General features: G+C 36.6%; 14 protein-coding genes. 10 read left to right on the forward strand and 4 right to left on the reverse strand.

The window, feature by feature from the left end; all coding sequences use genetic code 11:
• The 3 genes from A9G40_RS10975 to metA all read left to right on the forward strand — a co-directional run bounded on the left by A9G40_RS10975 (window position 1) and on the right by metA (window position 2,968).
• Window positions 1-996 (forward strand): peptide ABC transporter ATP-binding protein, encoded by a 996-nt coding sequence (locus A9G40_RS10975; RefSeq protein ID WP_065583067.1) that lies wholly within the window; start codon window positions 1-3, stop codon window positions 994-996.
• Window positions 997-1,011: 15 nt separating this feature from the next.
• Window positions 1,012-1,824, forward strand: a complete 813-nt coding sequence (locus A9G40_RS10980) for a peptide ABC transporter ATP-binding protein (RefSeq protein ID WP_065583068.1) — start codon at window positions 1,012-1,014, stop codon at window positions 1,822-1,824.
• A 211-nt stretch (window positions 1,825-2,035) separates the two neighbouring features.
• On the forward strand, window positions 2,036-2,968 hold the full coding sequence (metA, locus tag A9G40_RS10985; RefSeq protein ID WP_065583069.1) for a homoserine O-acetyltransferase MetA: 933 nt from the start codon (window positions 2,036-2,038) through the stop codon (window positions 2,966-2,968).
• Between the two features lie 151 nt (window positions 2,969-3,119).
• On the opposite strand, the gene dtd is transcribed toward metA, so the two are convergent.
• From dtd to rpsT, 4 genes are all read right to left on the reverse strand, one after another.
• A complete protein-coding gene (dtd, locus tag A9G40_RS10990; protein ID WP_065583070.1) occupies window positions 3,120-3,554 on the reverse strand; it encodes a D-aminoacyl-tRNA deacylase in 435 nt (144 codons plus the stop codon).
• Window positions 3,555-3,561: 7 nt separating this feature from the next.
• On the reverse strand, window positions 3,562-4,404 hold the full coding sequence (locus tag A9G40_RS14780) for a virulence factor BrkB family protein (RefSeq protein ID WP_065583071.1): 843 nt from the start codon (window positions 4,402-4,404) through the stop codon (window positions 3,562-3,564).
• Between the two features lie 9 nt (window positions 4,405-4,413).
• Entirely contained in the window at window positions 4,414-5,037 is a 624-nt protein-coding gene (locus tag A9G40_RS14785) for an SPOR domain-containing protein (protein WP_065583072.1), read from the reverse strand.
• 121 nt (window positions 5,038-5,158) lie between these two features.
• Window positions 5,159-5,422, reverse strand: a complete 264-nt coding sequence (gene rpsT / locus A9G40_RS11005; protein WP_025316521.1) for a 30S ribosomal protein S20 — start codon at window positions 5,420-5,422, stop codon at window positions 5,159-5,161.
• A gap of 225 nt (window positions 5,423-5,647) precedes the next feature.
• Between rpsT and pgk the strand changes: the two genes are divergently transcribed.
• The 7 genes from pgk to rpoB all read left to right on the forward strand — a co-directional run bounded on the left by pgk (window position 5,648) and on the right by rpoB (window position 14,725).
• Entirely contained in the window at window positions 5,648-6,811 is a 1,164-nt protein-coding gene (gene pgk, locus A9G40_RS11010) for a phosphoglycerate kinase (protein ID WP_065583073.1), read from the forward strand.
• A gap of 74 nt (window positions 6,812-6,885) precedes the next feature.
• Complete coding sequence (fbaA, locus tag A9G40_RS11015) at window positions 6,886-7,965, forward strand: class II fructose-bisphosphate aldolase (protein WP_065567422.1); 1,080 nt, start codon at window positions 6,886-6,888, stop codon at window positions 7,963-7,965.
• 195 nt (window positions 7,966-8,160) lie between these two features.
• Window positions 8,161-8,589 (forward strand): 50S ribosomal protein L11, encoded by a 429-nt coding sequence (rplK, locus tag A9G40_RS11020; protein ID WP_065567423.1) that lies wholly within the window; start codon window positions 8,161-8,163, stop codon window positions 8,587-8,589.
• A 3-nt stretch (window positions 8,590-8,592) separates the two neighbouring features.
• The gene (gene rplA / locus A9G40_RS11025; protein ID WP_065567424.1) at window positions 8,593-9,294 is read left to right on the forward strand and encodes a 50S ribosomal protein L1; all 702 of its coding nucleotides are present in this window, start codon (window positions 8,593-8,595) and stop codon (window positions 9,292-9,294) included.
• Window positions 9,295-9,524: 230 nt separating this feature from the next.
• Window positions 9,525-10,022 carry a 50S ribosomal protein L10 gene (rplJ, locus tag A9G40_RS11030; RefSeq protein ID WP_065583074.1) on the forward strand — a complete coding sequence of 166 codons (498 nt, stop codon included), beginning with the start codon at window positions 9,525-9,527 and terminating at the stop codon, window positions 10,020-10,022.
• Between the two features lie 59 nt (window positions 10,023-10,081).
• On the forward strand, window positions 10,082-10,450 hold the full coding sequence (rplL, locus tag A9G40_RS11035; RefSeq protein ID WP_065567426.1) for a 50S ribosomal protein L7/L12: 369 nt from the start codon (window positions 10,082-10,084) through the stop codon (window positions 10,448-10,450).
• A 246-nt stretch (window positions 10,451-10,696) separates the two neighbouring features.
• Window positions 10,697-14,725 carry a DNA-directed RNA polymerase subunit beta gene (rpoB, locus tag A9G40_RS11040; RefSeq protein ID WP_065583075.1) on the forward strand — a complete coding sequence of 1,343 codons (4,029 nt, stop codon included), beginning with the start codon at window positions 10,697-10,699 and terminating at the stop codon, window positions 14,723-14,725.
• The last annotated feature ends 24 nt before the right edge of the window (window positions 14,726-14,749 follow it).

Consider the following 14,749-nt stretch of genomic DNA (forward strand, 5'->3'; position numbering starts at 1 on the left):
ATGGCTTTGTTAGATATTCGAAATTTAACCATTGAATTTATTACCACTGATGGTCTTTTGCGTGCAATTGACCGGATTAATCTGAAATTATCTGAAGGTGAGATTCGCGGCCTTGTTGGAGAGTCTGGTTCAGGGAAAAGCCTTATTGCTAAAGCGATTTTAGGCGTTACTAATCATAACTGGAAAATTTCAGCAGATCGCTTTTATTTTAATGATATTGATCTTCTTAAGCTAACGCCTAGGCAGCGACGAAAAGTCATTAGTGCGAATATATCCATGATATTTCAAGAGCCTCAATCTTGTTTAGATCCTTCTATGAAAGTAGGACAACAGTTAATAGACGCTATACTGAGAAGAACATTTAAGGGGCATTGGTGGCAAAGGTTATTTTGGCGTAAACATCGAGCTATTGAGCTATTACATCGAGTAGGAATTAAAAATCATCAGGAAATATTAAAATCTTATCCATTTGAATTGACTGAAGGTGAATGCCAGAAAGTTATGATAGCTATCGCATTAGCTAATCAGCCAAAACTGCTTATCGCCGATGAGCCAACAAATGCAATGGAAGCAACAACCGAAGCGCAAATATTTAGGCTATTGGCTAGCATGAATCAGAATTTGGGCACAACTATCTTGCTTATTAATCATGACCTGCAAATGGTAACCAGATGGACTGACCGTATTAATGTTCTGTATTGTGGACAAACCGTTGAAGTTGCTAATAGTGAAGATTTAATTAAATCACCTTATCATCCTTATACTCAGGCGCTGATTTATGCAATCCCTGATTTTGGTAAAGCAATGCCACATAAAAGTCCGTTAAATACCTTACCCGGTGTGATTCCATCATTGGAGCATTTACCCATAGGCTGTCGATTAGGACCACGATGTCCTTATGCACAAAAAAAATGTATTCAAGCACCCGAATTACTACCGATAAAAGATCGTTTTGTTGCTTGCCATTTTCCGTTAAATATTGATGAGTTACCATAAACAATAGGAATAAAAATGAATCCAATATTAAAAGTACGTAACTTATCAAAGCAGTTTAAAATAGCTAAAGGGCTTTTTGGTCACTTACAAATTAATGCGGTTAATCCAGTATCATTTTCATTAAATGAAGGTAAGACTTTGGCAATTATTGGGCAGAATGGATCCGGAAAATCGACCTTGGCTAAAATGTTAGTTGGTATGATAAAACCCGATAGTGGTGATATTTGGATTGCTGGTAATAAAGTTGAATACGGCGATTATAGTCATCGTTGTCAACTGATTCGAATGATTTTTCAGCATGTTGAAAGTTCATTTGATCCAAGGCTGTGTATTGGACAATTGTTAGAAATTCCACTTAAATATAATACCAATTATGATGCTCATGAGCGTGAAAAGCTAATTAGTAGTGTATTAAAGCAAGTTGGATTATTGCCCGAACATGCCTCTTATTATCCTTCCTTGATGGCAGCAGGCCAAAAGCAACGTGTCGCATTGGCAAGAGCTCTAATTTTAAAGCCCAAGGTCATTATTCTTGATGAGGCTTTGGCCGCGTTAGATATTTCTATGCGCTCGCAGATTGTTAATTTAATGCTGTCGTTACAAGCTCAACAAAATATTTCTTATGTTTATGTAACACAAGATATTGGTATGATGAAACATATTAGTGATGATATTTTAGTTATGCACAATGGTGATCTTGTTGAGTCTGGCAATACTGCTGAAGTATTGGCTTCACCATTAAGTGATATTACCCAAAAATTGATAAATAGCTACTTTGGTGAGGCGTTGACTGCTGATACATGGCGGACTGATACGCGCACTTTTTAGCTAATAAACTTAGCTATTATTTGTATTTTAGCGTGTGAGGTAATGATCACTTTCTTTGGATTATGCAGCTATTTTTAATCTGATTATTATAATGATTTTGTTAAATAAAAAATCTCGACAAATAAACTAAAAGGCACTATATTTAGCTATATGGATTTCTAGACGTCTATTTTTTGTTAAAACTAATTTATCGTTTTTAGGAGCTTTTGTTATGCCTATTTGTATTCCTGACTCATTACCCGCTGTTGATGTGTTACGTAATGAAAATGTGTTTGTTATGACCTCATCACGAGCTAATAATCAAGAAATTCGTCCACTAAAGCTTCTTTTTCTAAACCTCATGCCTAAAAAAATAGAGACTGAAAATCAATTTTTACGCTTACTATCTAATTCATCTTTACAGATAAATATTCAATTACTACGTATCGATCAACGTGAGTCAAAAAATACACCAGTTGAGCATTTAAACAGCTTTTATTGTGATTTTGATGATATTCGCGAACAAAATTTTGATGGATTAATTATTACTGGTGCGCCTTTGGGTAAAGTCGCTTTTTCTGATGTCGTTTATTGGCCTAAATTAACTGAAATTATAACGTGGGCAAAAGATCATGTGACATCGACTATGTTTGTTTGTTGGGCCGTTCAAGCTGCATTGAATATATTATATGATTTACCTAAATTTACTCGTGCACATAAGTTGTCAGGCGTTTATCAACACCAAATTGTTCAGGCTAATGCAATTTTAACGCGTGGATTTGATGATACTTTTTTAGCTCCACACTCCCGTTATGCGGATTTTCCAATTGATAAAATTAGCAATTATACAGATTTAACTATTCTGGCAAAGTCCGATATGACAGGGCCTTATTTAATGGCAACCCCTGATAAACGTATGGCATTTGTAACAGGGCATCCAGAATATGACTCATTTACATTAGCTAATGAATATGTTCGTGATGTAAAGGCAGGTATGAATCCAGATATTCCTTATAATTATTTTTCTGATAATAACCCTGATATTGCACCAAAAGCAACGTGGCGTAGCCATGCATATTTGTTATTTAGTAACTGGCTTAACTATTATGTTTATCAGTTAACGCCATATGATTTGACTACCCGTAATTTAACGATTGATGATTAATTTAGTTAATGCTCATCTTCTACTTTGCTAGTATCCGATATGTTAAAATTAACAGGAAATTAAAAGAACTCATTTTAATTGTTGTTAATGAAAATATAAAAAACAGCGATAATTTATCAAATATAATCAAAATGTATTTTTGATTATATGGTTAAACTTGTAACCAAAATGTCACAGGGCCATCATTAATTAATGATACTTGCATGTCGGCGGCGAATTCACCCGTTTGAGTGGTTATTTTTTGTTGACATTGCTTGACAAAAAACTGATAAAGTCTTTTTGCTTCATCAGGTTTAGCACCTTTAGTAAAACTTGGGCGCATCCCTTTTTTGGTATCGGCAGCTAAAGTGAATTGAGACACAACTAATACTTCGCCATTAGCTTGGTTCACATTTAGATTCATTTTTCCGTCATTATCACTGAAAATGCGATAGCCTAATACTTTTTCACATAAACGAATTGCTTTTTGCTCATCATCATCTTGTTCAACACCGAGTAAAATCAGCAACCCCTGATTAATCTGTCCAATAATGTTATTATCTACTGCAACATTTGCTTGTTTTACTCGTTGAATTAAGGCGATCATAAATTAATTACTCCGGTAAAGGGGGATTATCAACAACAGGCTTTTTTCGTCGATTATAGTCAGTTAAGGTTGCTGCAAACTCGGCACCGAACAAAACAATACACCAAGAAAAGTAGATCCAAACTAACATAATGGGGATGGATGATACTACACCGTAAATAAGTTGATATGTTGGAAATGAAGTAACATATAGCGAAAAAGCACGTTTGCCTAATTCAAATAATATTGCAGCGACAAGTGCACCAATGAGTGATTCTTTTAATGGCACAGGTTCGGTCGGAATAATACTATAAAGTAACCAAAATCCGATCACCGAAATTATAAATGGCAGCATGCTAAGTAAAATAGTATTTGTTGCTGCTGTTGAAAACCATTTTAGCGAAAATATGTAAGAGCTGACAGCTATGCTAGAGCCGACTAAGATGGGACCCAACGTTAATATTGTCCAGTATATAGCTAGATTGTACATAAAAGAACGTTTTCGTTTAGTTTTCCAAATACGATTAAGTGTTGTATTAATGGAATTGATGAGCAGTAGAGATGTAACAATCAATCCAATTATGCCAACAAAGGTCATTTTTTTCGTATTGGTGATGAACTGTTCTAGGTAGCTTTGGATGGTATCACTAGCGGTAGGAACAAGATTATTATAAATTAATTGTTTTAATGATTGGCTAGCATCATCAAACATCGGGAAAGCGGACAGTAATGAAAATATAACGGTAATAAGGGGAACTAGTGCAAGTATCGTAGTATAAGCAAGCCCAGCAGAATAGGTTGTTAGGCGATCGTTATTGATCCTAACCCATAACATTTTGGTAAATAGCTGTATTTTATTAAGTAGTTTCATCGTTTTTTTCTAGTTAGAAATAACACAATTATTAATCCCATTATCATTTAATGAGTTTAATACGCTATTCGCTTCTTTTTTACTCGTATATGGCCCTACGGTGACGCGATATAACTGACCTGAAGAAATGTTGCTACTAATGCCTGTCATAGCAAGCTTGGCTTTGAGTGTGTCGGCATTAGATTTATCCTTGAATGCTCCACATTGTAATAGCCATTTATTGTTAATAGTTTGTGCTGTTTGTGATGCTATGTTCGAAGTCTGATTTTGTATTGTATTTCCTGGTGAGGAAGGTGTAGCGATACGTGCATTATTAATAAAACTATCTAATATTTTTTGTCTTTCATTAGCAATTGAGCTTGATGATAAGCCCGAACTAGCATTAGGCGCTTCCAATTCTTTTAGATATGTCCAGCGCTCTTGTGGTTGCTCTGGTAAAGTTATCATAGGCGGTTGCGTTTTTGCTTTTGGTCGTTCAATAGCTTTTTTAGGGGAATTATTTGCAATAAGATAAAGGATAGCGGAAAATAGAATAATGATAATAATGGCCAAGAACATCATCAAATTAGGCTTATTTTTTTGCTTGTTTTTTTTGGGTTGGCTCTTTTTTCTTACATAATCGCGCTGAACCACAATAAACTCTCTTCTATTATTTTATTAATATTGCATGAATGATTAGTATACAAATAAAAAAAGTGGCTTACACCACTTTTTGTTATTCTTCTTTAACTATAATAGTTAACAGATAAATATATTATGCTAATGCTTTAATTTGTTTAATTAAATTTGCTTTATGACGTGCAGCTTTGTTTTTGTGAATTAAGCCACGAGCCGCTTGACGGTCAACAACTGCTTGCATGTCTTTGAATGCTACTTCAGCTGTTTGTTTATCACCAGCTGCAACAGCTGCGTAAACTTTTTTAATATAAGTACGCATCATTGAACGGTTACTAGCATTATGTTTACGGCGTTTTTCGGATTGAACCGCACGTTTCTTAGCTGATTTGATATTAGCCAAAGTCAACTCCCAAGTTTGTATAAAAATTACATATTAGTTAAGGTGGCAAAATATGCCTGATTTTATCCATTTTGTCAATGCCGTTGCACAAAAAAATATAACTGGTAATTTTTTATTTATAATAAATGTTTATTATTTGTTCATTAAAGTCTATAACCTAAAAAGAAATTTTATGTTAGAATAAAAAGAGTTTTATTTTTATTATATTTTATAAGAGGAAATCTCATGTCTATTATTAGAATGCAAGATCTTGATCTAAAAGGAAAACGCTTATTTATTCGCTCAGATCTTAATGTGCCGGTTAAAAATGGTAAGGTAACTTCAGATGCGCGTATTAAAGCATCACTACCTACTATTGAAGATGCCATTAAAAAAGGTGCTAAAGTAATGGTTACCTCTCATATTGGCCGTCCAACAGAAGGCGAATATAACCCAGAATTCTCTTTACAACCTGTTGTTGATTATTTAAAAGAACATGTGTCATTCCCTGTCCGTTTAGTCAAAGACTATCTTGATGGCGTTGATGTAAAAGAAGGCGAATTAGTTGTTCTAGAAAATGTTCGTTTCAATGTAGGTGAAGGTAAAGATGACGAAACTTTATCTAAAAAATATGCAGCGCTTTGTGATATCTATGTAATGGATGCATTTGGCACTGCTCACCGTGCCCAAGCCTCAACTCATGGTGCAGGTAAATTTGCGCCAGTTGCTTGTGCTGGTCCATTATTAGCCGCTGAACTTGATGCTTTAGGTAAAGCACTTGATAATCCTGCAAGACCAATGGTTGCAATTGTTGCTGGATCAAAAGTATCAACTAAGTTAACCGTACTTGATTCATTATCAAAAATTGCTGATCAAATTATTGTTGGTGGCGGTATCGCAAATACATTTATTGCAGCTGAAGGTTATAATGTTGGTAAATCACTTTATGAAGCCGATTTAATTCCTGAAGCGAAAAAATTAATGGCAAATTGTGAAATTCCAGTACCTACTGATGTACGAGTTGCAACAGAGTTTAGTGAGACTGCAACTGCAACTGAAAAATCAGTAAAAGACGTTAAAGAAAACGAACAAATTCTTGATTTAGGCGATAAATCAGCTGAAGTATTAGCAGATATTATCAAGAACGCTAAAACCATTTTATGGAATGGTCCAGTGGGTGTTTTTGAATTCCCAAATTTCCGCCGTGGCACTGAAATTGTTGCGAAAGCAATTGCAGATAGCGAAGGTTTCTCAATTGCTGGTGGTGGTGATACTTTAGCTGCAATTGATTTATTTGGCATTGAAGATAAAATTTCTTATATTTCAACTGGTGGTGGCGCTTTCCTTGAGTTTGTTGAAGGTAAAAAACTTCCTGCTGTTGCAATGCTAGAAGCTAGAGCAAAAGCATAATATAGATTCAGTGAAAAGGATGAGATAATTACTCATCCTTTACTTTTTATATAAATAAATTTATAGGTAATAAAATGGCTACAAAGATTTCTGATGTTGTTAAACCTGGTGTTGTAACTGGTGACGATGTTCAAAAAGTATTTCAAGTTGCACGTGAAAATAATTTTGCATTACCAGCTGTGAACTGTGTTGATACTAATACCATCAATGCAGTAATTGAAACAGCCGCTAAAGTGGGCTCCCCTGTTATTGTACAGTTTTCTAATGGTGGTGCTCAGTTTATCGCGGGTAAAGGGTTAAAACTGGAAGGGCAAGAGTGCGCTGTTTTAGGAGCGATCTCTGGTGCTAAACATGTTCACCTTATGGCTGAAAAATATGGTGTGCCTGTTATTGTACACACTGATCATTGTGCTAAAAAATTACTTCCATGGGTTGATGGATTACTTGATGCAGGTGAAACACATTTTGCTAAAACAGGTAAACCATTATTTTCATCTCATATGATAGATCTTTCAGAAGAGTCATTAAAAGATAACATTGATATTTGTTGTCAATACCTTGCTCGCATGTCAGCAATGAAAATGACTTTAGAGTTAGAATTAGGTTGTACTGGTGGTGAAGAAGATGGTGTTGATAATAGCCATATGGATAGTTCGGCACTCTATACTCAACCAGAAGATGTGGCTTATGCTTACGAACGTTTAAGTGCAATCAGCCCACGTTTTACTATTGCCGCGTCATTTGGTAATGTACATGGTGTTTATAAGCCAGGTAATGTGAAATTAACGCCAAAAATTTTAGATAATTCACAAAAATATGTATCAGAGAAGTTTAACTTACCTGAAAAATCATTAAACTTTGTGTTCCATGGCGGATCTGGTTCTACACCAGAAGAAATTGCTGAAGCAGTGAGTTATGGTGTCATTAAAATGAATATTGATACAGATACTCAATGGGCTAACTGGGCAGGTGTGTTGAATTACTACAAAGCCAATGAAGCTTACTTACAAGGGCAATTAGGCAATCCTGAAGGTGCTGATGCGCCAAATAAAAAATACTACGACCCTCGCGTATGGTTACGTAAAGGTCAAGACTCTTTAGTTGCTCGTTTAGAGCTTGCGTTTAAAGAGCTTAACGCAGTTAACGTACTTTAAATTTATTGTTATTTCATTTAGTTGTAACTTAAAAGCAAGGTGTTTACCTTGCTTTGGTTATTTCTTTTTAAATAAATCTTGTAATTTTATCCGAGTTGTAGGATAATTTTGCCCTCATTTAACTTAGGGGAGCTGTCTATTTATTAATAGTTATTATTAATAGAGGCGTTTGCACCCGAGCACAGGAAACTAAAAATGGCAAAAAAAGTACAAGCTTACATCAAGTTGCAAGTTGCAGCTGGTGCAGCAAATCCTAGTCCGCCAGTTGGTCCAGCACTTGGTCAACATGGCGTTAATATCATGGAATTCTGTAAAGCATTTAATGCAAAAACAGAAAGCATGGAAAAAGGTTTACCAATTCCAGTTGTAATTACGGTATATTCTGACCGATCATTTACTTTTGTTACAAAAACGCCTCCAGCAGCTGTTTTATTAAAGAAAGCGGCTAAAATCAAGTCAGGTTCTGGCGAACCTAACAAGAAGAAAGTAGGTAAAGTAACGAGCGCGCAAATTCGCGAAATCGCAGAATTAAAAGCAGCTGATATGAATGGTGCTACCATTGAATCGATGATGAGTTCTATTGAAGGAACTGCACGTTCAATGGGCTTGGAAGTGGAGGGTTAATCAATGGCTAAATTATCTAAGAAAGCTAAACTTATCCGCGAAAAAGTGAACGCAACTAAACAATATGACATTAACGAAGCTATTGCCTTATTAAAAGAATTAGCTACTGCTAAATTTACAGAAAGTGTTGACGTAGCTGTAAATTTAGGTATCGATTCACGTAAATCAGACCAAAATGTTCGCGGTGCAATTGTGCTTCCACATGGCACAGGACGTAGTGTGCGCGTTGCTGTATTTACTCAAGGAGCAAATGCAGAAGCAGCGAAAGAAGCTGGTGCTGAATTAGTCGGTATGGATGATCTAGCTGATCAAATCAAAAAAGGTGAAATGGACTTTGATGTTGTTATTGCATCGCCTGACGCTATGCGTGTAGTTGGTCAATTAGGTCAAATTTTAGGGCCTCGTGGTTTAATGCCAAACCCTAAAGTTGGAACTGTAACCCCTAACGTTGCTGAAGCTGTAAAAAATGCTAAGGCTGGTCAGATTCGTTACCGTAATGATAAAAATGGTATTATCCATACAACTATCGGTAAAGCTGATTTTGATGCAGATAAGCTTAAAGAAAATTTAGAGGCATTACTTGTTGCGTTAAAACGTGCAAAACCAGCATCTTCGAAAGGTGTATTTATTAAAAAAGTTAGCCTTTCTACTACAATGGGTGCGGGTGTTGCAATTGATCAAGCAACATTAAATGCAAGCGTTTAATTAATTTAATAATTAAACAAAAACATCGGTTGGTGTCTGGCCTTAACCAGACCCCGTCCAAGACCGTAGGTGTAGTTGAGCTTTGACTACTTAATTTTCCTACGTAGACGGTGACAGAGCCTGATAAGATATAATAGAGGGATTCTGCTCATCGTGGTTGTGCTAGCTACATATTGTAGTTAGTTAAAATAAGTCTAGGCTTTGCCTAGTATAATCCAGGAGCAATACCAATGGCACTAAATCTTCAAAATAAACAAGAAATTGTTGCTGAAGTTAATGAAATCGCCAAAGGTGCGCTATCTGCAGTTGTTGCTGATTCTCGTGGCGTAACTGTAGAAAAAATGACTGCATTACGTAAATCTGCTCGCGAAGCGGGTGTTTATATGCGTGTTGTTCGTAATACGCTATTACGCCGTGTTGTTGAGGGCACTCAATACGAGTGTTTGAAAGATACGTTTGTTGGTCCAACTCTAATTGCGTTTTCAAGTGAGCACCCAGGTGCTGCAGCGCGTATTTTTAAGGCGTTTGCAAAGGAAAATGATAAATTTGAGATAAAAGCCGCAGCCTTTGAAGGTGAGTTAATTACTGCAGCGAATATTGATCGCTTAGCAACATTACCTACTTATGAAGAAGCATTAGCTCGCTTGATGTCAACCATGAAAGAAGCCGCAGCTGGCAAATTGGTTCGCACTCTTGCAGCGGTTCGCGATCAAAAAAAAGCAGCTTAATTAGCAGCTTGATTGTGAATTTTATTAATTAAAAAAATGTAAATTTAGGAAACTATATTATGTCTATCACTAAAGAACAAATTTTAGATGCAGTTGCTGAAATGTCTGTTATGGACGTTGTTGAACTTGTATCGATGATGGAAGAAAAATTTGGTGTTTCTGCAGCAGCAGCTGTAGCTGTAGCCGCAGCGGGTCCTGCTGAAGCAGCAGAAGAAAAAACTGAATTTGATGTAATCTTAAAAGATGTTGGTGCTAACAAAGTTGCTGTTATCAAAGCAGTTCGTGGTGCAACTGGTTTAGGCTTAAAAGAAGCTAAAGATCTTGTTGAATCAGCTCCAGCAACTGTTAAAGAAGCTGTTAGTAAAGCTGATGCCGATGAGCTTAAAAAAGCACTTGAAGAATCAGGTGCGGTTGTCGAACTTAAATAAGTTTATCGATAACACAGCAAATGGCTGGGGGTTTTATACCTCCAGCCTTTTTGCGCTATAATAAGTTAAAGAATTTTATTTGAAGATTATCAATAAAAGTAATAAAGAAATAGTATATTTATTAAGCCTAATCAATTGATATTTATAGATATTTTCGATGAGGTGTCAGGTGCCATCAGTTAGCGATAGTAATCCTGATGAATATTTAATCATGCTAGAATAGCAGATAAGCAAGTTGAGGAACTAATGGTTTACTCTTATACCGAGAAAAAGCGAATTCGTAAGAATTTTGGTAAGCGTCCACAAGTCTTGGATATACCGTATCTTCTTTCTATTCAACTTGATTCGTTCCAGAAATTTATTGAGCAAGATCCAGAAGGCCAATATGGCTTAGAAGCGGCATTTCGTTCAATATTTCCGATAAAAAGTTATAGCGGTAACGCTGAGTTGCAATACGTGAGCTTTAAGATGGGCGAACCTGTGTTTGATGTTAAAGAATGTCAAATTAGAGGGATCACTTACTCAGCACCGTTGCGTGTAAAATTACGTTTAGTGATTTATGATAAAGATGCGCCAGAAGGAACAGTTAAAGATATTAAAGAGCAAGACGTCTACATGGGCGAAATTCCTTTGATGACGGACAATGGTACATTTGTGATCAACGGCACCGAGCGTGTAATCGTATCGCAATTGCATCGTAGTCCTGGTGTGTTCTTTGATAGTGATAAAGGTAAAACACACTCTTCTGGTAAAGTTCTATACAATGCTCGGATTATTCCTTATCGTGGCTCTTGGCTTGATTTTGAATTTGATCCAAAAGATAATCTTTTCGCTCGTATTGACCGTCGCCGTAAGCTTCCAGCAACAATTATTTTACGTGCGTTAGGTTTTGAAACGGAAGAAATTTTAGACATTTTCTTTGAGAAAACCATTTTTGAAGTTGGTAAATCTAAGTTAAAAATGGATCTTGTTCCAGAGCGTTTACGGGGCGACACAGCACTATTTGATATTGAATCAAAAGGTAAAATTTATGTTGAAAAAGGTCGTCGTATTACTGCTCGTCACATTCGTGAGTTAGAAAAAGATAATGTTAGTAAAATTGATGTACCTGTTGAATATATCGTTAATAAAGTTCTTGCTAAAAATTATGTTGATGAAACAACGGGCGAGGTAATTGCTTTTGCTAATACTCCAATCTCGCTAGAGTTATTACTTCAATTAACCAATGCGGGATATAAAAGAATAGAAACCTTGTTCACTAATGATTTAGATCATGGTGCATTTATTTCTGAAACATTAAATGTTGATTCAACGCGTGACCGATTAGGTGCGTTAGTTGAAATTTATCGCATGATGCGCCCTGGTGAGCCGCCAACAAAAGAAGCAGCTGAAGCATTATTTGATAATTTATTCTTCTCTGACGAGCGCTATGATTTATCTGCTGTTGGTCGTATGAAGTTTAATCGTTCTTTAGGTCGCGATGACATTGAAGGCGAAAGCGTTTTAACGAAAGATGATATCGTTGACGTGATGAAAAAATTGATTGCTATTCGAAATGGTCACGGTGAAGTTGATGATATTGACCATTTAGGTAATCGTCGTATTCGTAGCGTTGGTGAAATGGCAGAAAACCAATTCCGTATTGGTTTAGTTCGTGTTGAGCGAGCAGTGAAAGAGCGCTTATCTCTAGGTGATCTCGATTCGCTCATGCCACAAGATATGATTAATGCGAAACCAATTTCAGCTGCGATTCGTGAATTTTTTGGCTCTAGTCAGCTATCGCAGTTTATGGATCAAAATAACCCATTATCTGAAATTACGCACAAACGCCGAATATCTGCATTAGGTCCAGGCGGTTTAACTCGTGAACGAGCAGGGTTTGAAGTGCGTGACGTGCATCCAACGCATTATGGTCGTGTTTGCCCGATTGAAACACCGGAAGGTCCAAATATCGGTTTGATTAATTCATTAGCGGTTTATGCGCGGACTAATGAGTATGGTTTCTTAGAAACGCCGTATCGTCGAGTTATTGATGGCATCGTAACTGATGAAATTAATTATCTATCAGCGATTGATGAAAGTGAATTTGTGATTGCTCAGGCAAACTCAAACCTTGATGAAGATGGTCGCTTTAAAGAAGATTTAGTGACATGTCGTTTAAATGGTGAATCAGGTTTATATAGCCCTGAACAAGTTCATTATATGGACGTATCAACTCAACAAATCGTATCAGTTGGTGCTTCATTAATTCCATTCCTTGAGCATGACGATGCGAACCGTGCCTTAATGGGTGCGAACATGCAACGTCAAGCAGTACCTACGTTAAAAGCGGAAAAACCGTTTGTTGGAACTGGTATGGAACGTGCTGTAGCGGTTGACTCTGGTGTAACAGCAGTGGCTCGCCGTGGTGGTACAGTGCAATATGTAGACGCATCACGTATTGTCGTTAATGTTAACGCTGATGAGATATACGCTGGTGAAACAGGTATTGATATTTATAACTTAACTAAATATACCCGTTCAAACCAAAATACTTGTATTAATCAAATTCCATGTGTGGAATTAGGTGAGAAAGTTGAACGTGGCGATGTACTTGCCGATGGTCCATCTACTGACTTAGGTGAATTAGCATTAGGTCAAAACATGCGTGTGGCATTTATGCCATGGAATGGTTATAACTTTGAGGATTCTATTTTAGTCTCTGAAAAAGTAGTACAAGATGATCGTTTCACATCTATTCATATTCAAGAATTATCTTGTGTCTCTCGAGATACAAAGTTAGGTGCAGAAGAAATTACCGCTGATATTCCAAATGTGGGTGAAGCTGCATTATCTAAACTTGATGAGTCAGGTATTGTTTATATTGGTGCTGAAGTCCAAGGTGGCGATATTCTGGTTGGTAAAGTAACGCCTAAAGGTGAAACACAATTAACCCCAGAAGAAAAATTACTGCGTGCCATATTCGGCGAAAAAGCATCCGATGTTAAAGATACTTCGTTACGTGTGCCAAATGGTGTTTCAGGCACAGTTATTGATGTTCAAGTGTTTACTCGCGATGGTGTACAAAAAGATAAACGTGCACTTGAAATTGAAGAAATGCAACTTAAACAAGCAAGAAAAGACTTAACTGAAGAGCTTAAAATCTTAGAAGCTGCGCTATTTGCTCGTATTCGTGATGTGCTTATTTCTGGTGGCATCAAAGCAGATAAATTAGATGCTTTACCTCGTGAAAAATGGTTGACAATCGGTATAGCTAACGAAGATAAGCAAGCTCAATTAGAACAACTTGCTGAGCAACATGAAGAAATCAAAGCTGAATTTAATAAAAAGCTAGAAGCTAAACGCATGAAGATCACTCAAGGCGATGATTTACAGCCAGGAGTGCTTAAAATTGTTAAAGTTTACTTGGCGGTTAAACGTCAAATTCAGCCTGGTGATAAGATGGCAGGTCGTCATGGTAACAAAGGGGTTATCTCTAAAATTAATCCAATTGAAGACATGCCATATGATGACAAGGGTCGCCCAGTTGATATTGTATTAAATCCACTAGGTGTTCCATCTCGTATGAATATCGGACAAATACTAGAAACTCACTTGGGTATGGCTGCTAAAGGTATTGGTCAGAAGATCGACACTATGCTAAAAGAGCAGCAAGAATTAGCTAAATTACGTGAATTTATCCAAAAAGCGTACGATCTTGGTTTAGGCGCTGCACAAAAAGTGAATGTAGCCGAATTTACGGATCAAGAAGTTATGACGCTTGCACAAAACTTACGTAATGGTATGCCACTTGCAACACCTGTGTTTGATGGTGCTAAAGAGCAAGAAATTAAAGCACTACTTGATTTAGGCGATTTACCAACATCTGGTCAAATTACCTTGTACGATGGACGTACAGGTGAGCAATTCGAACGTCCGGTAACAGTGGGTTACATGTATATGCTGAAATTGAATCACTTAGTTGATGACAAAATGCATGCTCGTTCTACTGGTTCATACAGTTTAGTTACTCAGCAACCATTAGGTGGTAAAGCTCAATTTGGTGGTCAACGTTTTGGTGAGATGGAAGTATGGGCACTTGAAGCATATGGTGCAGCTTATACCTTACAAGAAATGTTAACTGTCAAATCAGATGACGTAAATGGTCGTACGAAGATGTATAAAAATATTGTAGATGGTGATCATCGTATGGAGCCTGCGATCCCTGAATCATTTAATGTACTATTAAAAGAGATTCGTTCGCTAGGTATCAATATCGAGTTAGATGAAGAGTAATTTGCTAACTTAAATGATTTCTAT

Source organism: Gilliamella sp. Nev3-1 (assembly GCF_001690435.1).
Classification (GTDB): Bacteria; Pseudomonadota; Gammaproteobacteria; order Enterobacterales; family Orbaceae; genus Gilliamella; species Gilliamella apicola_C.

Excerpts from the sequence above, each read along its gene's own strand:
- A9G40_RS10975 (WP_065583067.1), top strand. The coding sequence starts at position 1 with ATGGCTTTGTTAGATATTCGAAATTTAACCATTGAATTTATTACCACT.
- A9G40_RS10980 (WP_065583068.1), top strand. The coding sequence starts at position 1,012 with ATGAATCCAATATTAAAAGTACGTAACTTATCAAAGCAGTTTAAAATA.
- metA (WP_065583069.1), top strand. The coding sequence starts at position 2,036 with ATGCCTATTTGTATTCCTGACTCATTACCCGCTGTTGATGTGTTACGT.
- dtd (WP_065583070.1), bottom strand. The coding sequence starts at position 3,554 with ATGATCGCCTTAATTCAACGAGTAAAACAAGCAAATGTTGCAGTAGAT.
- A9G40_RS14780 (WP_065583071.1), bottom strand. The coding sequence starts at position 4,404 with ATGAAACTACTTAATAAAATACAGCTATTTACCAAAATGTTATGGGTT.
- pgk (WP_065583073.1), top strand. The coding sequence starts at position 5,648 with ATGTCTATTATTAGAATGCAAGATCTTGATCTAAAAGGAAAACGCTTA.
- fbaA (WP_065567422.1), top strand. The coding sequence starts at position 6,886 with ATGGCTACAAAGATTTCTGATGTTGTTAAACCTGGTGTTGTAACTGGT.
- rplK (WP_065567423.1), top strand. The coding sequence starts at position 8,161 with ATGGCAAAAAAAGTACAAGCTTACATCAAGTTGCAAGTTGCAGCTGGT.
- rplA (WP_065567424.1), top strand. The coding sequence starts at position 8,593 with ATGGCTAAATTATCTAAGAAAGCTAAACTTATCCGCGAAAAAGTGAAC.
- rplJ (WP_065583074.1), top strand. The coding sequence starts at position 9,525 with ATGGCACTAAATCTTCAAAATAAACAAGAAATTGTTGCTGAAGTTAAT.
- rplL (WP_065567426.1), top strand. The coding sequence starts at position 10,082 with ATGTCTATCACTAAAGAACAAATTTTAGATGCAGTTGCTGAAATGTCT.
- rpoB (WP_065583075.1), top strand. The coding sequence starts at position 10,697 with ATGGTTTACTCTTATACCGAGAAAAAGCGAATTCGTAAGAATTTTGGT.